At 56.4% G+C, this 24,273-nt stretch carries 19 protein-coding genes; 8 read left to right on the top strand and 11 right to left on the bottom strand.

What is annotated here, in order from left to right:
- Window positions 1–32 precede the first annotated feature (32 nt).
- The gene (locus tag HFP54_RS10845; RefSeq protein ID WP_007326683.1) at window positions 33–1,703 is read right to left on the bottom strand and encodes a TolC family protein; all 1,671 of its coding nucleotides are present in this window, start codon (window positions 1,701–1,703) and stop codon (window positions 33–35) included.
- A gap of 133 nt (window positions 1,704–1,836) precedes the next feature.
- On the opposite strand from HFP54_RS10845, the gene HFP54_RS25575 reads away from it, so the two are divergent.
- The 6 genes from HFP54_RS25575 to HFP54_RS10815 all read left to right on the top strand — a co-directional run bounded on the left by HFP54_RS25575 (window position 1,837) and on the right by HFP54_RS10815 (window position 10,914).
- Window positions 1,837–2,391 (top strand): hypothetical protein, encoded by a 555-nt coding sequence (locus HFP54_RS25575; RefSeq protein ID WP_235951561.1) that lies wholly within the window; start codon window positions 1,837–1,839, stop codon window positions 2,389–2,391.
- Window positions 2,392–2,668: 277 nt separating this feature from the next.
- Window positions 2,669–4,792 carry a heavy metal-binding domain-containing protein gene (locus HFP54_RS10835; RefSeq protein ID WP_168565112.1) on the top strand — a complete coding sequence of 708 codons (2,124 nt, stop codon included), beginning with the start codon at window positions 2,669–2,671 and terminating at the stop codon, window positions 4,790–4,792.
- An 11-nt stretch (window positions 4,793–4,803) separates the two neighbouring features.
- Complete coding sequence (locus HFP54_RS10830) at window positions 4,804–8,319, top strand: efflux RND transporter permease subunit (protein WP_168565111.1); 3,516 nt, start codon at window positions 4,804–4,806, stop codon at window positions 8,317–8,319.
- A gap of 114 nt (window positions 8,320–8,433) precedes the next feature.
- Window positions 8,434–9,813: a hypothetical protein gene (locus HFP54_RS25570; RefSeq protein ID WP_235951559.1), complete on the top strand. Its 1,380-nt coding sequence runs from the start codon at window positions 8,434–8,436 to the stop codon at window positions 9,811–9,813.
- A gap of 134 nt (window positions 9,814–9,947) precedes the next feature.
- Window positions 9,948–10,223 carry a hypothetical protein gene (locus tag HFP54_RS10820; protein WP_168564766.1) on the top strand — a complete coding sequence of 92 codons (276 nt, stop codon included), beginning with the start codon at window positions 9,948–9,950 and terminating at the stop codon, window positions 10,221–10,223.
- Window positions 10,224–10,242: 19 nt separating this feature from the next.
- On the top strand, window positions 10,243–10,914 hold the full coding sequence (locus HFP54_RS10815) for a GNAT family N-acetyltransferase (protein ID WP_168565110.1): 672 nt from the start codon (window positions 10,243–10,245) through the stop codon (window positions 10,912–10,914).
- Here the strand turns inward: HFP54_RS10815 and HFP54_RS10810 are convergent.
- From HFP54_RS10810 to HFP54_RS10795, 3 genes are all read right to left on the bottom strand, one after another.
- Window positions 10,906–12,324, bottom strand: a complete 1,419-nt coding sequence (locus HFP54_RS10810) for a PP2C family protein-serine/threonine phosphatase (RefSeq protein ID WP_235951557.1) — start codon at window positions 12,322–12,324, stop codon at window positions 10,906–10,908. The two genes, HFP54_RS10815 and HFP54_RS10810, sit on opposite strands and share 9 nt — an antisense overlap.
- A 1,204-nt stretch (window positions 12,325–13,528) precedes the next feature.
- A complete protein-coding gene (locus HFP54_RS10800; RefSeq protein ID WP_007328345.1) occupies window positions 13,529–13,807 on the bottom strand; it encodes a metal-sensitive transcriptional regulator in 279 nt (92 codons plus the stop codon).
- A gap of 120 nt (window positions 13,808–13,927) precedes the next feature.
- Window positions 13,928–16,375: a heavy metal translocating P-type ATPase gene (locus HFP54_RS10795; protein WP_168565108.1), complete on the bottom strand. Its 2,448-nt coding sequence runs from the start codon at window positions 16,373–16,375 to the stop codon at window positions 13,928–13,930.
- Window positions 16,376–16,445: 70 nt separating this feature from the next.
- Between HFP54_RS10795 and HFP54_RS26530 the strand changes: the two genes are divergently transcribed.
- Window positions 16,446–16,826: a four-helix bundle copper-binding protein gene (locus HFP54_RS26530; RefSeq protein WP_527249671.1), complete on the top strand. Its 381-nt coding sequence runs from the start codon at window positions 16,446–16,448 to the stop codon at window positions 16,824–16,826.
- A 112-nt stretch (window positions 16,827–16,938) separates the two neighbouring features.
- On the opposite strand, the gene HFP54_RS10785 is transcribed toward HFP54_RS26530, so the two are convergent.
- From HFP54_RS10785 to HFP54_RS10755, 7 genes are all read right to left on the bottom strand, one after another.
- On the bottom strand, window positions 16,939–17,394 hold the full coding sequence (locus tag HFP54_RS10785; RefSeq protein ID WP_146414950.1) for a hypothetical protein: 456 nt from the start codon (window positions 17,392–17,394) through the stop codon (window positions 16,939–16,941).
- Window positions 17,391–18,200 (bottom strand): radical SAM protein, encoded by an 810-nt coding sequence (locus tag HFP54_RS10780; RefSeq protein ID WP_235951555.1) that lies wholly within the window; start codon window positions 18,198–18,200, stop codon window positions 17,391–17,393. The genes HFP54_RS10785 and HFP54_RS10780 overlap by 4 nt, the downstream gene beginning before the upstream one ends.
- Complete coding sequence (locus HFP54_RS10775; protein WP_235951554.1) at window positions 18,172–18,975, bottom strand: hypothetical protein; 804 nt, start codon at window positions 18,973–18,975, stop codon at window positions 18,172–18,174. The genes HFP54_RS10780 and HFP54_RS10775 overlap by 29 nt, the downstream gene beginning before the upstream one ends.
- Window positions 18,976–19,187: 212 nt before the next feature.
- Entirely contained in the window at window positions 19,188–19,901 is a 714-nt protein-coding gene (locus HFP54_RS10770; protein WP_168565104.1) for a glycosyltransferase, read from the bottom strand.
- Window positions 19,894–20,649 (bottom strand): glycosyltransferase family 2 protein, encoded by a 756-nt coding sequence (locus tag HFP54_RS26385; RefSeq protein WP_168565103.1) that lies wholly within the window; start codon window positions 20,647–20,649, stop codon window positions 19,894–19,896. Before HFP54_RS26385 ends, HFP54_RS10770 begins: the two co-directional genes overlap by 8 nt.
- A gap of 5 nt (window positions 20,650–20,654) precedes the next feature.
- Window positions 20,655–21,989 carry a glycosyltransferase family 25 protein gene (locus HFP54_RS10760; RefSeq protein WP_168565102.1) on the bottom strand — a complete coding sequence of 445 codons (1,335 nt, stop codon included), beginning with the start codon at window positions 21,987–21,989 and terminating at the stop codon, window positions 20,655–20,657.
- A gap of 13 nt (window positions 21,990–22,002) precedes the next feature.
- A complete protein-coding gene (locus HFP54_RS10755) occupies window positions 22,003–22,575 on the bottom strand; it encodes a hypothetical protein (RefSeq protein ID WP_168565101.1) in 573 nt (190 codons plus the stop codon).
- A gap of 651 nt (window positions 22,576–23,226) precedes the next feature.
- On the opposite strand from HFP54_RS10755, the gene HFP54_RS10750 reads away from it, so the two are divergent.
- A complete protein-coding gene (locus HFP54_RS10750) occupies window positions 23,227–23,838 on the top strand; it encodes a hypothetical protein (RefSeq protein WP_145295080.1) in 612 nt (203 codons plus the stop codon).
- The last annotated feature ends 435 nt before the right edge of the window (window positions 23,839–24,273 follow it).

The raw sequence follows: 24,273 nt of genomic DNA, 5'->3' as shown, positions 1-24,273 counted from the left end.
CCCTTCTCCTTCACCCCCAACACCCCTACTTCTTATTGAGGGCAACCTACAGTGCGATCCAACTGGGCGATCGTGCCGGCTAGCGTAGCGTCGATGCGGGCGAGTTGGGTCTCGAACATTAAGAGCTCGCGGTAGGTTTCTATCAGCGTGAAGAAATCCGTGCGTTTGCCACGGTAGTCGGCGATCGAAAGTTCAAGTGTGCCTTCGGTGCGGGGAATGATGCGGTTTTCATAGATATCGCGTTGTTCCGCCAATGCGTCGGCTTGAACGATCAGGCGACGGATCTTTCCGTAGAGTTCGTCGCGTTCGGCTTCGAGGCGACGGGTGGTGCTGCTGCGTCGGTGAGCGGCTTCGCGGATGCCGGCGTTAATCTTTTCCCGCCAGATCGGCAGCGTCGTCCCAAAGCTGATGCTCAGGTTGTCGTTCCCGTTGGCGACAGGACTGATCACATCGTGACCGTCGCTGATCAATCCCCAGCTGAGGCCGACATTGAAGTCAGGATACTGCTGCAAACACGCCAAGCGTTCCTTGTCGCGGTCGCGTTGAATTTCCCACGCAAGACCCCGCAGTTTTGGATTGCATTGTTCGGCCAACGCGATCAATTCTTCAATTTGCTGGGGCGTGTCAGTGATACCGAGTTCATCCGTTGCTTCGGGAAGCAAGTCAACAGGTTGTTGCAGCAGCGTTGCGAGGTCGGCTTGGGCGACTTGCTTTTGTCTGCGAAGCGTGATGAGTTGTTCGTCGAGGCGATCGGTTTCAAGCTGAGCGCGCAGCACGTCTTGTTGCGAACCACCGCTGCGGTAGCGGGCTTCGGCAACGTCAGTCAAGTCAGCGACGAGGTCTTTGGTTTCCTCGATGATCGCGATCGCACGTGTGGCAAACCAGACTTCGTAGTATGCCAGTCGTACGGACTCAGTGATCTCGCGAGCGATTCCGTCGACTTCGGTTTGAGCGATCTGGACTTCGCGACTCGCAATGATGGCTTTCGTTTTTAGCTTGTCGGGAAACGGGACTTTCTGGTTAACCGACATCTGATTTCCGACACGACCGCCTGCGGTTTGCAACGCGTTGTCATGGAACGGCCAGAACGTGTTGTTGAACGTTGGGTCGGGAAGTGCTTTGGCTTGCGGGATGACGTTTGATGCGGCGGCGACTCGCTGTCGTGCGGCAAGGATTTTCGGGTGCCGCGATAGTGCTTCGTTGACGAAGAACTCGACTGGGGCGGTGGGGGAGCTGGGAGTGGGGGAGTCTGGGAGAGGGGGAGTCTGGGAGTCGGTGTTTCGAACTTCATCTTCATCGCTCTCCCCATCTCCCTGACTCCCCCTCTCCCCATCTTCTTCAGGTGGATCCAATTGCAGGAAGTCGCTGAAGCTGCGGCTCGATACATCTGCCTCTTCGCTGTCCAATCCCAGCTCACCGTCGTTGTCTTGTGGCAGCGTGAACGCGGCGGGCGAGGCGACGACCATGCCATCGTTGAAGCCAGCCAATTGCACTGGCGTTTCGACAGATCGATAGGCAATTGCCTCCGGCCGCGTGTTCGTTGAGACTGTTTCAGCGGCGACGAATGAGGTCGCTTTTTGGGTGTCCGAGGCAATTTGGACGCCTCTTTGGGTCGCACAACCGGACATGGAGGCGGCGATCAGTGCACCAAGCAATATTCGCTTGGTTTGTTTCGTAGCAGGTGTCCAATATTGCCGATCCATGGCATTTCCGTCCTGTTCCGTTACACTGAAGAAGTCAAAGTTTGCCTAACCGGGTAATTCCTATTGAACTCTTCGGCAAAATTTCCGATACAGTTCATATACCGGGCATGGGTATCCTTTTCGGAAGGTCACAGTGAGTAACTCCCCCCTAATTCGCACCGCCGTTAATCTTTGTCTGATCGCTGCAATGGTGATTCAGCCGATGACGTTGGTGGCTGCGCAGGGAACATGTGCTCAAGGTCAGTGCTGCGAGGCCGAGACGGTCTGCCACGCTTGCAAATGCTGTGAAGTGAAAACGGACGGCGAACTGTGCGGTTGCTGTAGCGGCAATGAAGAAGACGCCAGCAGTTGCTGCACGAAGAAAGGCGAACAATCAAAGCACGACGACCTGTTCGGTGAAATTTCTGATGTCGTGCCCGAGCCACCGAAATCCGACGACGAGAAATTGGTTCAAGACCAATTTGCGTTGTCATCGTGCATGTGTGGCATTCGATCAGAACCGCTAGCACCGGCACCACATCGCGTACCTGTTCCTCAGGTTCGTGATTTGGTCGTGATTGCGTACTTGGATCACGTTGCATCCGAGGCTGGACTTTCAATTCGTCCAGATCAACTGATGTCACGATTGCCGATCGGCGATCACTCACCGCATTTCTCTCAGCGGTTTCTTTGCATCTGGCGCATCTAGCGTCGTCTCGATAGGAGAGCTGCGCGCTCGTAGCTCTTCGTTTTCAAGTTGGCTTTCACGCGAATGATGCTGCGCGCTCGTTCCGAATGAAGTCTATCCAGATGCAATCCCTACGCGATTTGATCGCGTCACCAAAACAATGAACCGGTCACAGCCTGGAGGCGATGACTGGTCGATGATGCGATCCCCTCCGTCGCGTCGTCGGCCAGTCACCTCTTGAGCTGACGTTCGTGGATGGAACCACAAACGCGTGCCGGAAAACGCCGCGAGAACTGTCATGAATCAGGACGAACCAATCGAACCCAACAAAGCCGACGTTGACGATAAAGTCAGCAGCGTGGATACGGATGCGCCGACCGATAGCGAGCCAGTGGAAGCGGTGGCCGAAGAAACGACCACGCCTATTGAAGCCAAGCCGACCCCACCGCAAAGTGATGGCGGGATGAAGTGGCTGGTGCGCACGGGTGTGCAAGCCGCAACGGTCGTCGTCGTCGCCGGTCTTGTGTTTTTCTTACTCGGAGTCGCCCAGCGAACGAAGTGGTTGACTGCCGATGGTTTCTCGGGCGGCCAAGGCGAATCTGTCACCGAAGCCGGTGGCGGCGAAGACAAGCGATACATCTGCCCGATGATGTGTACGCCACCGTCGACCGAACCAGGTCGCTGCCCCGTCTGTGCGATGGAACTAGTCGAAGCGACCGGCGGGGGCGGTGGCGATGGTATCTCGGTCACCATCGAACCATCCGCCCGGCGATTGGTCGGTATTCAAACCGCGATGTCGAAGATGGGCGAAGTCAATCGAACGATCCGCACCATCGGCTCGATCGACTTCGACGAAAGCCAACTCTCGACCATCAGTGCATACATCGACGGCCGCTTGGAAAAGATGTACGCGAACTACGCCGGCGTGAAAGTCAATGAAGGCGACGACCTGGCGTTGATCTACAGCCCACAGCTCTACACCGCACAAACCGAGTTCATCACCAGCATGAACAGCGATGGCAAGATCGGTCGCTTTCAAATCTCTGGCGGCGATCTGAACAAGATGGCACGGGAGAATTTGACGGAACTGGGCATGACGGAAAGTCAGATCGAGCAGTTGGGGAAGTCGGGTAAACCAATGTCGCGCATTCGCATCAAGTCACCGCAGAGAGGAACCGTGATCGAAAAGTCAGCGGTTGAGGGCGACTACGTGAAAACGGGAGACAAGCTTTACCGTGTAGCCGACCTAAGCAGTGTTTGGTTGATGCTTGATCTGTTTCCCGATGACGCTTCGGCTGTTCGATTTGGTCAACAAGTCGAAGCGGAAATTCAGTCGATGCCGGGCGAAGTATTCACGGGCCGCGTCGCTTTCATTGATCCGACCGTGAACCCGAAGACTCGAACGGTACGCGTGCGAGTCGAGATCATGAACTTTGACGGCAAACTGCGACCGGGCGACTACGCGACCGCTCGGGTAACCGTGCCGGCGATCCCAATGGACCAAGTTTACGATCCGGCACTGGCGAACAAATACATCAGCCCAATGCACCCGCAAGTCATCCGCGACGAACCGGGAACGTGCCCGCTTTGTGATATGGATTTGGTGCCGACGTCGCAGCTTGGGTTCGCATCAGAACCCTTGCCGATGCAACAAGTCGTGACCGTGCCGCGCGATGCCGTGCTTCTGGCTGGTGAAAACAGCGTGATCTACGTCGAAACCGAACCGGGACGTTTTGAGATTCGCCGAGTTGCGGTCGGTCCCATGAATCGCAAAGAAGCGGTGATTGTGGAAGGACTGTCGGCTGGTGAGACGGTTGCGACAGGCGGCAATTTCCTGATCGACTCACAAATGCAGCTCGCCGGCAACCCATCGTTGATGGACCCGACGAAAGCACCGAGCTATTCGCCGGGACCGCTTGAGCTTCCTAATACAACTCCCGTCATGCTGGCCAGCGACGCGGGCATGGCTCTCGATCGAACCTACGACGCCTACTTTGAGATCCAATGCGCGATGGCGGCGGACCAAACGCCGCCGCCCGTCGCGTTGAACACGCTGATCCAAGGACTCCGCGAACTGGAAATGTTGGCCAATGTTCCCGATGAAGCTCAACGCCGATTCGCAACCGCTCGCCGCGCGGCGTCACGCATGGACGGTTCGTTAGAAACGGCTCGCGAGGCCTATCGCGGCGTCAGTCACGCAATGTTGCGAGCGGCCACGGTGGCTCGCGGGCCGAAGACGGCTGTGAAGTTGACGCACTATTACTGCCCGATGGTTCCCGGCGGCGGTGGCGACTGGATGCAGCCCGGCGGCGACTTGCAGAACCCGTATTGGGGCAGCGAGATGCTGACGTGCGGCGAAGTCGTTCGTGATATGGCAATGCCCGCGGGCATGGTTCCCTCAATCGCGCGCACGGTGCAATAAGGAGACGAACCATGCTTAATCTAATCATTCGCTTCTGCGTTAAAGAACCTTGGCTGGTGGTATTGCTGACCATTGGTCTAAGCGTCGCTGGCTGGATCAGTTTTAAGTCGATTCCGATCGACGCGATTCCCAACATTGGCGAGAACCAAGTCATCGTTTTGACGCCTTGGCCGGGTCGCTCGCCAAAGGACATCGAAGACCAGGTCACCTATCCGCTGAGCGTTTCGTTGCTCGCTGTTCCCGGTGCGGAGTCGGTGCGTGGCAAGAGCATGTTCGGCTACAGCTTCGTGCAGGTCACGTTCAAGGACGAGATCGACTTTTATTGGGCACGCAGTCGAGTTTCTGAGCAACTCGGCAGTGCGGCGTCACAGTTGCCCGATGGGGTTGTACCACAACTTGGCCCGGACGCGACCGGATTGGGACAGGTTTACTACTACACGCTTCAGCCACCCGAGGAAGGCATGGGGCTGGCGGAACTTCGCAGCATGCAAGACTTCGTTGTGAAGTACGAATTGCAGGCGGTCGAAGGGGTCAGCGAGGTCGCGTCGATCGGCGGTTACGTTCGCCAGTATCAAATCGAAGTCGATCCCGACAAGCTTCGCTTTCACAACGTATCGCTCGACAAGTTGGCGATGGCGATCAAGGGATCGAATTTGGACGTCGGTGCTAAGACAGTCGAAACGACCGGCATGGAGTTCATCGTCCGCAGCAAGGGGTTCCTCGGCTCTGGCGGTGACAAAGACAAAGCGGTTGAGGACATCGAGGACACCGTCATCATGCAGCGTGACGGAGTTCCCGTTCGCGTCCGCGACATTGCCAATGTGCAGATTGGCCCTGATTTTCGTCGCGGTGCATTGGATTACAACGGAGCCGAAGCAGTTGGCGGCGTGGTCGTGATGCGATACGGCGAAAATCCTCGAGTCGTCATCGACCGCGTGAAAGCCAAGATCGCCGCGATAACGCCATCGCTACAAGGAGTGACCATTCATGGCGTCTACGATCGCAGCGGACTGATCGACGAGACGATGGCGACGCTGACGCATGCGTTACGCGACGAGATCATCATCACGGCGATCATCATCCTCTTGTTTCTATTGCACATCCGCAGCAGTTTCGTTGTCGCGATCTGTTTGCCGGCAGCCGTGCTGATGTCGTTCATCGCGATGCGGTTCGTCGGCGTCGGAGCGAACATCATGTCGCTGGCGGGGATCGCGATCGCGATCGGCACGATGGTCGACATGGCGATCATTGTTTCGGAGAACATCTACCAGCATCTTTCGGATTGGGAGTCTGGTAGCGAAGAGGCTCGGATCAAACAACCTCGCACGGAAGTCGTCTACGAAGCGACGGTCGAAGTCGCACCGGCCGTCGTGACCGCCGTGGCGACAACCATTGTCAGTTTCTTGCCGGTCTTCTTTTTGACCGGTCGCGATTACAAGCTGTTCTCTCCGCTGGCTTACACCAAGACATTTGCGATCGCTGCAGCGATGATCGCGGCCGTCACGATTGTGCCCGCTTTGTGCCGATTGATGTTGCGGAGCAGCGTGCGTCGAAAATCGACCGCGATGGTTGCCGCGTTGTCGCTCTCCGGATTGCTCGGTGCCGCGTCCCATTTCTTGTGGGGGTCACGACTCGCAGAGCGATTCGGCTTGGAAACCTGGATCGTGACCACCGTCGCCGCAGTGATCGGATTCGTTGCCGGTTGGCAATTGCTGCGAGAACGAATTCGGCCAATCGAAGAGATTCCTTCCAGCCGCTTCGTTCGTTGGATTTACGCAGCCCGATTGCGATACGCCCTGAACCACAAAGCGGTTGCGCTTTCGTTTCCGTTGATGCTGTTGATCATCGGCGTGGGTGCCTACGTCGGAATGCCAACCGTGCTCCGTCCGGTCGAAAAGTTCGCCAACTTGTTCGGTGCCGATCTGAATGACTTTCCCGGCTACGTCGATGCCAAGCATGTTTTTACGGGGTTGCAGAGCGACGACTGGATCGCGCTCGACGAAGGAAGCTGGTTCTACATGCCGACGCTGTACCCGGCAGCCAGTTTCTCGCAAGCGATGCAAGTGTTGCAGACGCAAGATGTTTTGATCGGCCAGATTCCCGAAGTCAAAGATGTGCTTGGCAAGATCGGTCGCGTCGAATCGGCACTCGACCCCGCGCCGGCCGCGATGGTCGAAACCTATGTGATGCTCAAACCCGAAAGCGAGTGGCGAGAAGGCGTCACGGCTCGCGACGTGTGGGACGAAATCAACCGAGTCGCCACGTTGCCCGGTGTCACGCCCGCGTCGGCGTTACAACCGATCGAGGGCCGAGTCGTGATGTTGCAGTCTGGCATCAAGGCACCGATGGCCATTCGAGTTTACGGCAACGAACTCGACGAGTTGGCTGACGCGGCCATGAATGTCTCCGCTGAGCTGAAGAAGTCGCCGCTGATCAACGCCGGCACCGTCAATCCCGATATCGTGCTTGGCAAACCCTACGTCGAGTTCACCGTCGATCGTGAGGCGGCATCGCGGTACGGGATGAGTTCGTCGATGGTGAACCAAGTCATCGAGACCGCACTCGGCGGGATGAACTTAATCAAGACCGTTGAAGGACGTGAGCGTTATCCAGTGCGGCTCCGTTACAACCGCGACCTCCGCGAACAGATCGACGGCCTGAAACGCTTACCCGTCGTCACACATTCGGGGGCGGTCGTACCGCTCGAAGAACTCGCGACGCTGGAAACGACTTGGGGTCCGGGTGCGATCAACAGTGAGAATGGCCGACTGGTCGCTCACGTTTCTTTCATGACCAATGGCAGCAAGGGCGATTTGGAATCGGTCTCCGCCATCGAAGAACAGCTCCGCGCGGCACAGGCGCTGCCTCCGTCCGACACGAATCGGTTATCGCTGCCAGCGGGATACTCTCTCGAGGCCGTTGGTAGCTTCCGAAATCAGATCGAAGCCAACCGGCGTCTGATGTGGATCATTCCGATGGTGATCTGCATCAATCTGATGTTGCTTTACATGGAGTTCCGAAACCTCTCGATTTCGCTTGCCGTGTTCTCCGGTATCCCCGTCGCCTTCGCCGGCGGCATGATTGCAGTGGCAACGATGGGCGTCGAACTCAATACGGCAGTTTGGGTTGGCTTCATCGCGTTATTCGGACTAGCCGTCGACGATGGCGTGGTGATGGCGACCTACATCCATCAACTGCTGAAGAAACGTAAAGTCGAAACGGTCGAAGATATCCGCAACACAGTCTACGAAGCTGGACTGAAACGCATTCGACCTTGCATGATGACAACGGTGACGACGCTTGCCGCGTTGATTCCAGTGTTAATTGCGACAGGCCGTGGTGCTGACGTCGCCCGAGCGATGGCGATTCCCGTGTTCGGTGGCATGTTAGCTGAACCGTTCACGTCGTTTATTGTGCCGACGCTCTATTGCGGCTACCTGGAATTGAAAATGCGTTTCGGATTTCAAGACGAGCTTTGGGAAGGCACCGAAGCGATGCCGGAGGAGGAACTCATGAAAGCGGCATAAAACTTTTCGTTTGACCGTGAAGGAATTCACGACTCAGGCATCCAATCAATCAACCTCACCAAGATCGACGGACCCAACGGACGGTGTCCTGAAACTTTACAACGGAGTTCTCCCATGAAACGAACACTCATCATCACCGCTTTCTCACTCGCGATGTCCACATCGGGCGTGTTTGGGCAGACGATTCAATCGCAGCACAATCACGCAGGGCACAACCACGTGATGCCCGGCATGACGCAGGCTCGCGAAGCGACGCAAGCAGGGCCGCATGGCGGCAGTTTGAAACAAACCGGCAACCTGCAAATCGAAACGATTGTTTCACAAGGCGGGCTGCAAATGTTCGTCTATGACCGCGCTGGTCAGCCGGTTTCGGTTGACCGGGGACGCGGTGCCGTTTCGGTACGAGTCGAAGGCAATGCGAAACGCTATCGCTACGACCTGTTACCCGATGGCAAAGGAGCGTTGACTGCTCCTGTGAACTTGTCGCAAATCGCTGGTCGACAGATTGACGTCGATGTGCAATTGGTCGGTATTGCGGCCAGCACAATCTCTTTCAACGAAGTCGCCACCGTTCCGGCCAGCGAGCAACAACTGGCAGCCGCGGCGATCGCACGACAAAAAATCTGTCCCGTCAGCGGCAAACCGCTCGGCAGCATGGGTGATCCTGTCTCCGTCGATGTCAACGGACAGAAGCTCTACGTTTGCTGTGCAGGCTGTGTGAACGCGGTCAAGTCGGACCCGGCTAAGTATGCCGCCGGTCGCCCGCAGATCACGGTCACCACAGCGACCCAAGCCGATGCAGCAGCCATTGCCGCCCAGAAGGTTTGTCCCGTGATGGATGAACCGCTTGGTGGAATGGGAACGCCGATCAAGGTGATGGTTGGTGACAAGCCGATCTATCTGTGCTGCAAGGGATGCATCAAGAAGATTCAGGCCGAGCCAGCCAAGTATCTGGCGATGATTTATGGCAACGGCACGCAAAGCAGTGGCCAGCCTGCTGCCACGACGACGGCAAAGATCACTGTCTCGACCTCAACCCAAGCCGACGCAGCGGCCATTGCGGCCCAGAAGACCTGCCCCGTCATGGATGAACCACTTGGTGGCATGGGTATACCGATCAAGGTGATGGTCGGCGATAAGCCGATCTATCTGTGCTGCAAAGGATGCATCAAGAAGATTCAGGCCGAGCCAGCAAAGTATTTGGCAATGGTTTACGGAAGCGGTAATCAAGCGTCCGTTCCCGCAGGTACCGAACAAGTTCGGGAAGGCATTTTCAAAGTGGTTGCTGACGATGCACCTTTCATCGCGGCCCAAAAAAAGTGTCCCGTGATGGACGAGCCGCTTGATGCGATGGGTGGACCGTACAAAGTCAATGCGGATGGCAAAGCAATCTACATCTGTTGCCCTGGATGCGCGAAGAAGATTGCGGCCGAGCCGCAAAAGTGGTTGGCTGTTCTGAAGTCTCAAGGAGTCGATGCTCCATTGATTCGTTAACTAAGTCGGGAGCGAGAACTGCTCGCTTCCGATCTGACTCACGCGGGGGCGGTGTCGCGGCTGAATCACGCAAGTGATGACGTCACCACGCCGTCCCTGCCTTTTTGTTTTCAACTTACGACAAGGACGTCGTCATGAAATCGCTATGGAAATATTGCGCAACCGCAGCGCTCGTTTTGCCCCTCTCGCTATCCGCCGGATGCCATTCGCTGCCCTGGGTGGGCAATCGAAAAGACGAACCGGCAATGACCGCTCAGCAGTACGCCGAGCAAGCTGCCGCCAACATTCAATACGACACGGCGATTGATTTCGACACTGACTACCAACCGCCCGCAGCAAATGCGTTCACAACCGGTCCCACTTCAGTTTCGCAGCGTCCCTCATCAGGCGGCGAAAGCTGTTGCCACTAACGCGGGAGCGCGCTCTACCATGAAGTCTAACTCCACACGCTCGATACGTTGGTTGGCGTATCGAGTAGTCCGGCGTTTTGCGATCGCGAACGTCAGTCACTTCTATCAGTCGCCGATCGACACGATGCCGCGAACGCCAACGCCTGACAGCTACACGATTGGTTCGTGTTCATCCAAACGGCTACGAGAACACGCATCCGAGTTGGATTACGCAATCCCAGAGCGGGACTTGGAAATACTGGACGCCGGTGCAGCCAAATGCTTTGCAGCCTTTCAAGCCGAGTCACTCGCCGGGTTCGCTTGGGTCGCCTTTGGAAACATACCCGGTGAAATGAACCACGACGGCAAGCCCGAAACTGGTCTGCCAATCCAACTCTCCGACGAAGCCGCTTTCGTATTCCAAGTCCTGGTGCTTCCTGCCTACCGAGGACGACGACTGTACGCGGCGATCTTGAGTAGAATGGCCGACGAATTGCAACGCGACGGCATCCGACACCTGGTGCTGACGACCGAAGGATCGAACCACAACGCCCTGCGAGCGGTCGAGCGAATGCAATTCCAAAAAGTCGGCCAAGCATCGTTCTTTCGCATCGGACCACTCAGTCGATCAACCTACCCGACGCTTTCAAAAGATGTTGGATTCACAATCGGACGATATCTCGGCGACGATACCGCAGCCCATTCAAGTTAACTGAGCCACCAACAGCGTGGTGTCATCGAAGGCCTTGCGCCCCTTGCGGAACGTTTCGATGGACGACTCAAACGCTTCAACCAGTTCCCGAGCGTTGCAGCGTTTGACCGTGTTCATCAACTGCTCAATCCGCTCGGTTCCGTACTGTTCTTCACTCGGGTCAAACGCTTCAGTCACTCCGTCGCTAACAATGACTAAACGGGCCGCATCACCGAGCTGGATTGTATCTTCGTTGTATTGGGTATCCTCTTCGACGCCCAAGATCAGGTCGCCCACATTCAATCGCACCGGTGTTTCGCGTCCAATCTGCAAGAACGGAAATTCATGGCCTGCATTGGCGTAGGTCAGTTGTCGCCTTTTTGGGTCAACGACCAGTAGCGTCATCGTCGCAAAGTGTCCCATCATCACGTACTCGCAGTATCGCTCGTTGACATCTGTCAGAATCTGGGCAGGGCTGGACGATTTCTTTGCCGCTTCCGACACAAACGCCTTCAACAATGTCGCCGCCATCGCGGCCGGCACGCCATGACCCGACACATCCGCGACGCAAAGTAGATATTGTCCATCAGACAATGGAATCACGTCGTAGTAGTCACCGCCAACATCGTCGGCCGGCTCGAACAATTCGGCGACGTCGATTCCAACCAATCCATTCACCGTCGGTCGTAAGTTCTGTTGAATTTGACGCGCCTTTTCCATGTGAACGCGATGGTCGCGCTGAGCGTGATCCAAAGCCTCGGTCATCGAATTGATTTGATCGGCGAGATAACTCAGTTCTCGACAGCTTCGCGTACGAGCAATCACGCTTAGGTCTCCAGTGGCAACACTCTGCAACGCCGAAACAAAGCCTTGGATTGGTTTGGCGATCAATTGCCGTAATACCGCGCTGACCACGAAGGCCGTAATCCCTCCCAGCAATAGGACTCCGAACATTTGGATTAACAACGAGCGGCGTGTTGCGCCCACAACGGCTGAACGTTTCTCTGAAATGTAGACGGTGCCCGCTGGTCCAGTAAAAGACCCAACAACGAGCGCGCCGGTGGCATTTGATCTGGCGAGGGTTGAATCAGCAGCCGACCGCATTGCCAGGAGCATTTCGTCGGAAGCATGCCCATGCGAGACAGCCTGGTACGGAAGCCCTCGCCAATCCGCAGCAATATGGTGACCGGGCGAATCGTCGGTATTCATTCGAGCGCAGACATTGTCGACCAGATTTTGAATCGCCTCGCCGCCGTGGGATTCAGCGACCAACAGTGATTCGTACATCGTTTTAGCTTCTTCGGTCAGCGCGATTTGCTTCTCATGCAAATGCCGATCTATCCGCACGCGGTAGTCAACGACAAGAAACAGAACGACAAATCCAAAGAGAATCGCATTGACGAGGACAAGCAGTTGCCGGCTGATCGGCAACTGATGCCATCGGTATTTGAACGCTTCCATCACGGCAACCTAACAGAGAAAAGCCGGGCGAGTTTCTTAGGCTCGTCCGGCCGATATGGGATCGAACGGAATCAGAAGCGATTAGCTGAAATCAGCCGATTTTGCTTCCGTTGCACTTACCGATCCTTTTCCGCAGCAGGCCGCACCGACGCTGCAGCAGTACGCTCGCTTTGCACAACAGGCCGATTTACCCGTTGTGCTGGCGACGTCGCCGGTTGCTGCGTTCGTTCCAGCGTGCTTCCCACAGCATCGTGCGTTTACCGAACAGCAATAGGCACGCTTGGCACAGCAGGTGGGTTGAGAAGTTGCCCTTGTCACTTCGTCAGTGGTTGCTGTCGTTTCCGCTTGTTTTCCACAGCACGCCGCTTGGACGGTGCAGCAGTATGCATGCTTGGCACAACACGTCGGCTCAGCCGATGCGGCGGTGCCAACATCACCAGCAGGGACCAGCGAAACGGCAAACAAAACAGCAGAGAATACAGTCGCTAACATTTTGGAAACTCCAGGATTGATGGCGCGGCCGACATCGACATGCACCGATTGGGAAACAGAAACATCTTCGTTTTTTGAATTGGGTCTGGCTTCGCAGGTCGAAGCAGAGCCAACCGCTAAATCTGAAGACGAACGTGCCAATCAATCAGAGAGTTGGGACGGACAAAAGAATCCGGCCGACCAAAGGCGACCGATTCGGTCTTCCAACTGATCCGCGAGAAGTCGCTGCGATCCAAGCCGCGAGGCGACGGATCGTCGCCAGAAGTTCGCGGCGGCAACCAGACTGTCGTCTCACACGAAGCCATTGCAGGGCATTCGTGCAAAGGATCACTGTCACAGCAGCCGTGCCCGACCGGCCGCGGCTGGCAGCACACATGAGAGCAAGGCTTCGCGTCGTGTGATCCTGCCCGAGCGGCCGGCGAGGACGCCAACAGCACCGCGATTACTGCAAAAGCAGCAAACAATCGAGAGGCAGGGTTGGTGTGACGACGGTTCATGGCGGACAGTTCCAAGAGCTTTCAAAGGACTCCCACTGAGGGAATCTCTTCTTTGATGCTATTTGGATGCACGGTCCCGACGTTTCTTCACGACTTTCTGAAAAAGATGGGGAGTCTGGAAGGTGGGAGCCTAAACAAGGATGCGTCGCTTCTTCACTGACACCTCCGCCACGCCCAGCTTTCCCTCACTCGCCGTACTTCCGAAAGACCGTCATCAACTCTTCGATCTTCTCGTCGCGGTCCTTGGCACTGCCACTCTTGATCGCCTCGCTGACGCAGGATCGGATGTGCTGCTCCAAGACGATTTGGCCGACTTTGTTAAGTGCTCCCGTCGCGGCGGACAACTGCATCAGGATATCCACGCAGTATTCCTCATCCTCGATCATACGACCAACCGCTTCGACTTGTCCGATGACACGTCGAAGTCGGTTGTTGAGCTTCTTCTTCTCGTCGTCGGACAGCATTCGTGGAGACTTTTGGATAGGCTGGCTTTTCAAGAAGCCAGATTTTAGCGTGATAGGTCGATCGTCGTTAGATGGGTATTGATCGGCTCCTCTAGAAGCGAAAGCCTGCTTTGCAACAGGTTAGGTGAGTTTAGCGGCACGCAATCTCAACGCATTCGCGATCACGGACACACTGCTAAAACTCATCGCTGCCGCTGCAATCATGGGGCTGAGCAACACGCCGAAGATCGGATACAGCAACCCAGCTGCGACCGGAATTCCCAGGGTGTTGTAGATGAAAGCGAAAAACAAGTTCTGACGAATGTTGCTCATCGTTTTGCGGCTCAAGTTCGCCGCCGCAGCCACACCGCGAAGATCGCCACCGACGAGCGTGACACCAGCTGACTCAATCGCAACCCCCGTCCCGGTGCCCATCGCGATGCCAACGTTCGCTTCGGCAAGTGCAGGAGCGTCGTTGATCCCATCGCCACACATCGCAACTGTCTTGCCTTCCTGCTTTAGCTTGCGAACGAAATCATGCTTTTCCTCGGGCGAAACCCCAGCATGAAATTCGTCGATGCCCAGTTTCGACGCGACGGCTTTCGCGGTCGGTTCGGCATCGCCGGTCAACATCACCACTCTCAACCCCAGTTCATGCAACGTCTTTAGCGCTGCAGGCGTGCTTTGCTTGATCGGGTCAGTTATGGCGAGAATTGCCGCCAGTTTGTTGTCGATCGCCACGAACACAACCGTCGCACCTTCGGCCTGATGCGATCCCGCTTTGTCTCGCCCCGCATCGACGCCCTCGATGCCTTGTTCGTCCAACAAGTCAGCCTTGCCAATCAACACATCATGATCATCGACGCGAGCGCGAACGCCACCACCGGTGATACTATTGAATTCACTCGCCTCCACAAGCTGCAACTCATCCGCCTTCGCTCGGCGAACGACCGCCTGAGCCAACGGATGCTCGCTCTGTGCTTCGACAGCAGAAGCTAACGTCAATACATCGTTCTCATTCCAGTCAGCAAACGTCTCGACACCCGTCACTTCCGGTCGTCCCTGCGTCAGTGTGCCTGTCTTGTCGACAACAATCGTGTCAACCTTCTCCATGACTTCAAGAACTTCAGCGTTCTTGATCAGCACGCCTTCCTTCGCTCCTCGGCCGACACCCACCATCACGGACATCGGCGTCGCCAGTCCCAACGCACAAGGGCAAGCGATGATCAACACCGCAACGGCCGCTACGAACGCATGAGCCAGTTGCGGCTCTGGACCAAACACCGCCCAGCCGACGAACGCGAGAATCGAACAAACGATCACTGCCGGCACAAAGTATCGCGCGACCACATCGACCAGTTTCTGAATCGGGGCGCGACTTCGCTGAGCCTCGGCAACCATTTGCACGATTCGGTTCAGGACCGTGTCGCCGCCAACACCGACGGCTTCCATCACGAGCGCACCGGTCTGATTCAAAGTTCCGCCCGTGATTTCGTCACCTTCTACCTTCTTCACCGGCATCGGCTCGCCCGTCAACATTGACTCATCGACGCTGCTCGACCCGCTAAGAACTTTCCCATCGACCGGAACTTTCTCGCCAGGACGAACTCGCAGCCGATCGCCCTTGTGGACCGAATCGAGCGAGACATCTTCCTCGCCATCGTCCGTGATTCGGTGTGCCGTATCGGGAGCAAGCTTCATGAGTTCCCGAATCGCTCCGCCCGTCTGCTGTCGTGCTCGCAGTTCCAATACCTGCCCGAGCAACACCAAGGTGATGATCACTGCCGCCGCTTCAAAATAGAGAGGTGGAGCACCGTTCTCGAAGAAGGCTTCTGGAATCACACCAGGAAGCAGCACGACAACTAAACTGAACAGATACGCCGCCAATGTTCCCACGGCGATCAACGAGAACATGTTCAAGTTCATCGTGCGAAACGACTTGGCTCCGCGAACCAACAAGGGCCATCCGCACCAGAACACAACTGGCGTCGCCAGAGCTAACTGCACCCAGCCAAACACCGTCTGGCTCATCCAATCCGCGACCCGCAATCCGACCATCGGCCCCATCGCGATCACGAGCAATGGCACCGATAACGCAACGCCAACCCAAAAGCGACGTTTCATGTCGGCGTATTGTTTATCTTCACCCTCTTCATCCAACGAGACGACCTTCGGCTCCAAGTCCATCCCACAAATCGGGCAGTCGCCGGGGCCGACCTGCTCGATTTCAGGGTGCATAGGGCAGGTGTAGATCGCCGTCGGGTCTGCGGGCGCATCGCTCGCCTTGGTCGATGAGTGACCACTGCAGCACGAAGACGTGTCCGAGGTTTCCTCGATCTGTACCGCTGCGCCGCCACCGCAACAAGACGAACCGCCTGATGCCTCTTTCTGTGATCGCTTTGCCAGCACGCCTGCAGGATCATCTTGGAACTTTTTCAAGCATCCGTCGCTGCAAAAAACGTAGTTCTTGCCACCAACCTCAGCCGATCGTGGACTATCCGCCGAAACGGTCATTCCACAAACCGGGTCGATCTGCGTTGACGGATCGGCGACCGGCAAGGACGTCTCGTGTTTCTTGTCGTGGTCCATGATTTCTCCAGGCTGTCAAAAAGTCATCCTTCAATATACCCCATAGTGGTATGCAAGTTGCATACCGCTAATGCAGCGGCAAAGGGGCCGCATTAGCAAAATTCCAAAGGAGAAACGAATGAGTACCGCAACCGCATCCATGAAAGAGTGCATCGAAAACTGCCAAGAGTGCCAAACGACCTGTGCTGACATGCTGACCAGTCATTGCCTGTCCGAAGGTGGCGACCACGTCGAGCAAACGCACGTCAAGCTGATGCTCGACTGCATCGCGGCCTGTGTCGCCTGCGTCGACTTCATGAGCCGCCATAGCGATCACCATGCGCACTACTGCAAAGCTTGCGCAGCGATTTGCAAGGCCTGCGCCGACAGTTGCGACAAAGTTGGCAACATGGACAAATGCGTCCAATGCTGCCGCAAGTGCCACGAAAGCTGTTCGTCGATGGCATCGTAGCACCAGCCGAAATCCCAAAACGCAAAAACGCCGACTCCCCGATGTGGGACGCCGGCGTTTTGTTTATTGCCTTGGTAGAGTAACGCTATTCGTTTTCGTCAACGGTCGGCGGTCACTCGTCGAGGATGCCTGGATAGCTCGGCCAATCGTCGCCCCAGTCTCCGGGATGAACGACGGGATAATCGGGCATACCAGGATAGGCTTCGCCGGGGTGACCTGACTGAAGGTTGTCTGGCGCAGAGTAACCCGGCGGGACGTGATAGGGATGGTCCGGCGGCAGTCGCGGCCAGACGTGAATCGGCGGCGGTGACTCGATCACGACCGGTTCTTCGGGTGGCGGCGGCCAAGGGTAATCGTTCGGCCACCAAGGTGGGCGTGGGCCAGGGTCGGGAGTGCCTGGCGGATAGTCGTCGGGCCACACCGGCGGCGGTGGCGATGGCGGCGGAGTGAGAATGATTGGACCGTCGTCGTCTTCCTCGGGATCGTAGGGCGGTTCGCTGCCGGGCGGATCAAACGGCGGGACAAAGGGATACGGCGGCATTTCCGGATAGTCGGAAGGATACGTCATTGCAGGGCACTCCGTTGCAGAGGATCGGGATGGAAGAATGCGGTGCGTTTGCTGGGGCACAAGCCGCACTGCGGAATGGATTTGGTTTCGATGAAGGTTTGCAGTTCTTCATCCGTGGCAGTTGCTGAACACGCTTGGTAGTCGCGGAAGAGTTGCCACTGAGACAGATCGTGAAGGCGCAGTTTGGATTCGAGCTTGGCGAAGTAGGCGAGCGCAGGACATTTCCAAAGCTTGCCCTCGTAGAGCTGCGTGCAAGTTTTTTGCATGCAGACTTTGAACGCGGCGTTGGGCTTGGAGTTGAACGGCATTGGCTTGCCATTCGTCACCTTGTATTGACGCATCCAGCCGCGGTGCGATTGTCGTATCTTGATGCGAATGCCGGGGAACTGTTCTCGCCAGCGCCAAACGAGGTGTTTGACGTCGCGGAATCGTTTGACATATTCATCGTGTATTCCGTGCTGGCTGACTTCGAGTCGACAGTTCGTTTCCACGAGCACTTTCGGCAGTTCGGGAAACTGATGCAGGAAGAACCCGTTGGATACCAACATCAAGTCGCTGTCCCAATGCTGCCTAGCGAGCTTGATGTGTTCCAAAATGGCGGGATTCAATAGAGGCTCGCCGCCGAGCAACGCGAACCGAGTCGGCTTCAGCCGATGCGACCATTTCTGGTAGTCGGCATCGGCTTGCTCGATCGTGGGCATCGCGCCGGGCAAATGATGGTCGCTGTAGTGGCTGCATTGCTGGCAGGACAGATTGCAACCGTGGGCCAAGTGATACTCAAGTGCCGGCAAGTTGTGGCGTTGCATTGGCGTCCTCCTTAACGCGAAGTCGAAAGCGCCGGGCGTTGACGCCAAGCTGCAACAGAAAACGGGTTAGCACCAAATGCGACGAACCGGTCTCGGTATGACTGAACAACCGTCGATCCAATTGGTGTGGTTCGTCTGACCATTGACCAGTGACAATCAAATCTGGATAGATGGCCAGCAGGTTCGCGGCGAGTTGTGGAGTGAAGATCGGCCCGATGTCATATTCAGCCGGTGGATCATTTCCCCATCGTTGAATCAGATCTTGCGTTTCAGCATTGCCCGGAAATGGCAGTTCTGGTGGTACGCGACGTTGCCAATGACAGGCATCAATGTGAGCTTTTGAGCGACCAACAAAATGGTAGACGTAGGATTGCATGACCGGATTGATGGCCCAGGCAGGCGAGTAGACCATGCTGACGTTGAAATCGGGCGGCAAGAATTTGATGTAGCCCGGATGGTCGTTGTAAAGTTGGTTGACGATCAACGACTCGTCGGTGGCCTGATCGCTGGCACCCCACGTCGGAATCAAATGCCTAATGATGCGAGCGAACATCGGGCCATACATTTCTGAGCCATACAGATAGAGTCCACCGTTCGGATGAAGCCATGTCGGTGCCGGCGGCACACCGCATCGCTTCGCCCAAATCTCTTGCGCCCGCTGCTGCCAACCGCCATTGTCGATGCGATTGTTTGCAGACTGACGCTCGGCAACCATTCCAAATTGCTTCGGCGTCAACAAATCAAACGGCGAAGGACAGTCCGATCGGATCAACATGTCATTGTCGAGTTGCAGCACGTGCGCCGGCCCCGCTTTTTGATGCACGTGATCGCAGACAAACATCTTCTGCCAGAATGGATGCACCGGTTGAAGGTGCTCGTCAATCCAAAGCACTTCCGCATCCCATCGTTTCGCGGCAGCCTCACAGCTTTCGCGCACATTTTGCGATGCTCGCCGTGGTGGCAAGTCGAGGACCGCGATCACTCGTTTCATTTCCATATGACTTTCTCCAATCCGTGTTTGTCCAATCCGGCCTTCAGGAACTCCGGTCGCCGTCGTTGATAGCCGGGCGGGTCAACGTGCTCATGTTTGAACGAGTGATTTAGATCGACTGCGACGTTCATGCCGGCGATCTTTGCTCGCCAAAAGAAGTCCCAGTGCTCTTCGACCTTGAGTGACTCGTCCCAGCGGATCGCTTGCAGGATGTCGCGATAGGCGACAAAGCAGTTGCCGACGTAATGGCACCAGCGAATCGAACGCCGCTGTCGGTAGCTGCCGAAGGCAATCCGCAGCGTTCTGCCGTCGACACGCAACATGCGAGGACGTTCGTCGTTGTTGCTGAGCGCCGCCAGTAGATCGAGATCGTGATGTTTATTGAGCGTCGCGATCAGCTCTGGCAATCGCGTTTGATTCGTCACGAGATGATCGTCATCGGCGAAGACAACGACCGGCGTGTCGCCAGAATTGAGCAATCTGTTGCGACCGGCGGAAAGGCCGATGTCGTATTTGGTCTCGATCAGTCGATCGACCATGGCAGCTTCGTCTGGACAAACGGCCGAGAATCGCAGTTCCGGTTTACCGTCATCGAGGACGTGGATCAGCGGACGGTGATCACCATAGTGGTCGTAGATGCTGCGAACGAGCTCCGCACAGCAATGCGGGCGATGGATCGTCTTGATGCAGAAAGTGGCTTGATTACGCACGGACGATTTGACCTCCTGGATATCGCAATGAATGGAAACCGTGTTTGCGAAGGCCCATCGCACGGAACTTGGCTCTGCCCCGCAGGTCACGATAGCCAGTGCCGGCGACATGGGCGTGGACGACGGAGCAATCGGTGGCGACCGCGATTTGCAGATTGGCGAGGTGACTCGCTCGGTAGAAGAACTCCCAGTGCTCGTAGGTCTTCAGGGCTTCATCCCAACGGAGCGTAGCGATCGTTTCCTTGCGAGCGAGGAATGCGTTGCTGACCATGTCGCACCAGGCAACAGTGCCAACACGCTTCTTTTCGCCGCGGTGCATCCAGATGCGTTTGCCGTTCATCAGCGGCGAAAGCATCGTGGGTCGACCGCCTCCACCTTGTCGGACGGCGAGAATGTCGAGTTCGTTCGTCGTGAAGTACTCGCAAACGCGGTCGATGTGAAAATCCGCCGTAACGACGTGATCGTCGTCGAGCAGAAAGATGTACTCGGTCTGCGCAGCATCGATCGCCGCATTGCGTCCGACTCCGACGCCCACATCGTGCCGATCCAGGTTGATGACCGTGCAATGCTTGGCGGTTTCGGGATACTTCGCACTGAAGCGAAGCTCTGGGCGACCATCGTCGACGACGACGATCGTTGGGTCGACGATATGATCGCGCAGCGACTGGACCAGCCGATGGCACGACCAAGGCCGGTGAATCGTCTTGATGCAGAACGTGATGTCTGCCGTTGAAATACTTTTTGCCATGATGCTTACCCAAACTTCCGGAGATCTGGATTGACGTGTTCGATCGCAGACTGGATTTCATCCGGAGTCGGCGTGATGCCGAGAAACTCGATCAGATTGCCAATCACTTCCTCGGGATACGTCACCAACTCGGCAAACTCGATCTTGAACACCGGCACGTCGGGATGGTCTGCGATGAAGTTGTCTCGGTGGTCGCGGAGACTGCGTTGAAGTACCTCACAGTCCTCGTCGTTCGCCGCGAACCATTGGCCACGATGTTTCTCGCTACGATTCTGCAGCGAACGAATGGACGCTTCGATGTCTCGTTCGACGGAGATGATTCGCAGTGAATCGGCCAGCCCGGCGTGAAGGTGATTCACGAAGCGACATAGATGCGGATACTTCGCGCCGGCGACTGTCTTGTCGCGATTGGCTTCCGATTTGCGACTGACGATCCACGACTTGAGCATTTGAGTCAGTTGGTCGTCGCTAACATTCGGGTCCGTCGCCGGGAAACGCATCACCTTTTCACAAAGCTGTGCCAGCCCAACTGCCTCGCCGCCTCCGGTCGCCTCGTAGCCACCGAGTTGGTTACCCATGTGAACGCCCAGGTGATGCATCACCATTGCGACACACGACGTGCCGGCGCGGTGCGGTCCAAGCACCGCAAAGAACGGTGCGTCCGAATGGTCAGCGTTCTTGGCGTCATTGAAGAACCGAGTTTGACTCCACTTCCGTCCGCAGATGTTTGATTTGGTCGGTAGTTGTCCAACGAGCCAGCGATCGGGCGTGTAAACCGCGATAGATTCCTTTTGGATGTTCTTACCTTGCACGAGTGCTTGGTAGCGTCGCTGGATCAAACGACCGAGGTGGTGGTCGATGTGATGTTTGGTGTGCCAGTCGTTCCAAGTCAAATGGCGATAGAGTGTTTTCATCGCCTCGCGTCCTCGCACCATAAACGCGTGCGTGCGATTCACGTTGTAAGGTCGGTAGACGTGTTCGCTGACCTTGTGCGGCGGGTTCTTGCCGGCGTATAAATGTTGGCCGCCGAGATACGCCATGCCCCAGTCAGCCGGCAATTCCGCAGTGAACTGCTGCAGTCGTTCGCAAAAGTCATCGCCGAAACCGGCGTCGTCTTCAAAGACGACATACGAGTCGATGTGTTCGAGCAAACACTTTTCGAGAATCAGTAAGTGAGATCGGTAGCACCCCCACGCTCCGTTCCCAGCCCGCCACTGCGGGGGCGTGGCCACGCGCCGGCCGTCGATCGCGGCAAATCGTTCGGGTTCGGGGAAAGGCCACGGATCGGGAAGCTGCCGCATCCAGTCACGCAGCCGATCATCGCGTCGATCGAGGTTCATCAAGAAGCAACGTTCAACGATCGAATTCGTCCTCCGGATCGTCTTGGTCTGGTTCGGGTGCCCCTTCGGGGAACTTTCGCTCGTACTTGCGGATGGCAGTGCTGACGAGACTGCGGGCGACTGTTGATGTAAACCTTCCATGCGGGAGTCCTCTTGCTTGGGCTTCTTCGAGTAACCAATCGACGATCGTGTCAATGTTTCGGCGGCATCCATCGGCACCCCAGTCGTTCATCGTGTCGACGCGGGTTTCGCAGTTGCACGTTTCGCTCGGCTTGGCAAACCAAGCGATCATCTTTTTCAGTTCGTTGCCGGGGCCTGGCCGGTAGCTGCTCATCTTCAACGTCGCCGGCATCAGATCGTCGTCCGGCATGTAGTTGCGAAGCAGTGCTTCCAACTCGGTGATGTCTTGTTTGCGCCGCTTCTTGTTGACCAATGCCATGCCGATCGTGACGACGTTGATCGCGCACGGGTTGTCGTTGGTTTGGCATGCGTTACAGGCGGCCGGAGTCGTTTGCACGCGGCATCCAGCGAGTTGGCACGCCACTTCGCATTGGTTGTCAGGTGTCAGATGTGGGCAATGCATCATGCTGTCATCCCCGCTACTGCTCCATCGAATGAACCAGACGAACTCGGTGGATCGCCAGGGTCTTCACAATCACTGCTCACCAATTCCCAACCGCACGACCAAATCCAGGTGCTGTTGCAAGGTTCACTTGATCCACTGCTGTCTTCGGAAGGTTCCTCGGTTGAATCGCTTTCGCTCGGCCGATCGGAGCCGTCGCTGCTATCGGACGCACGTTCGCTGGGTCGATCGGAGCCGTCGCTGGGTGGGTCTGAGCCGGATGTCGAGTCGTTGCTTTCGGATGGTTGATCGCTATCGCTTCCAGATGAATCACCGACGCTAGGATCGTCGCTCGCACTTGGCCGATCACTGTCAGAGCCTTCTGAGCCCGAATCACTCGTCGACCGCGATGTTGAATCGGATTCAGAGACGCTGGATGATGTAGGCACGCTGGTGGAGTCATCACTTCGTGAGTCACTCCCGGATTCCGACCCGCTCGTTGATCGTGAATCGGAAGCAGATCCGCTGCGGCTATCTGATTCGGATGCACTTGTGCTGCCTGACCCTGATTCACTGCCTGATGCAGAACCACTTTGGCTTTCGCTGGCGGAGGCGCTGTCCGAGTACGATGCTGAAGCACTCGCTGAGTAGCTTTGTGAGTCCGAACTTCGGTCGATGCTTGATTCGCTTTGGGATTCACTTTGGGATTCGCTTCCCGACTCGCTTGCCGATTGCGATGTGGAATCGGACGTTGATTGCGATTGGGATTCCGATTCGGAACCGCTTGATTCAGAGTCGCTTTGGCTGCTTGTCGACGAATTCCAACTGTACGAAGGCGCACTCTCCGATCCGGACTCGCTACGTGATTCACTTTCGGATGTGCTTGATTCAGACTGGCTGGATTCAGATGTCGATGATTCGCTAGCGGAAGACACACTCTCGGATGCGGACGATTGCGAACTGCTAATGGATGGCGTGCTGGTTGATTCACTCGATTGTGAGGCGGACGAATCGCTCGACGAACCTGAGTCGCTTGAATGTGAATCGCTCGACGAAGACGCACTTGCCGATGAACTGGACGCGGACGCACTTGGCATGCTGATCGACGTACTGGAATCACTCGATTCGCTTGTCGATGAGTCGCTGGACTGGGAATTGGACGAACTATTTGACGAATCACTCGATCCGGACGACGACCCATCGGAGCTTGATGAACCACTGACGCTGGGCAGACTGGTCGAATCGCTCGAGTCACTGGACTCGCTGTTGGATGAATCGCTTGATTGAGAAATTGATGAACTTCCGGATGAATCGCTCGATGCTGACGATGAACCATCGGAGCTGGATGAACTGCTTACGCTCGGCAGACTTGTCGATGTGCTTGAATCGCTACTGTCCGACGAATCGCTCGATTGACTACTGCTGTCGCTGCTCGATGAAGACTTTGAACTGTCGCTCGATTCGCTGCTGCTAGACGTAGATGAACTGAGGGAGGAATCGCTGCTGTCGGATGACGACGAGTCGGAGGAAGAATCGCTGCTCGAAGATGACTTTGACGAAGACGACGAACTGCCGGAACTGCTGCTCGATGATGAACCACTGCTTGAAGACGACGAAGACGACGGGCTGCCGGTCGATGAGGAGGAGGATCCGCTGCTAGACGAACTAGTACCAGAGGAACTGCTGCCGGATGACGACAGTGAACTGCTGGAACTCGACGAC

It is taken from the genome of Crateriforma spongiae (assembly GCF_012290005.1).
GTDB classification, from domain to species: Bacteria; Planctomycetota; Planctomycetia; order Pirellulales; family Pirellulaceae; genus Crateriforma; species Crateriforma spongiae.
This window is presented reverse-complemented; position numbering and strand designations above follow the sequence as displayed.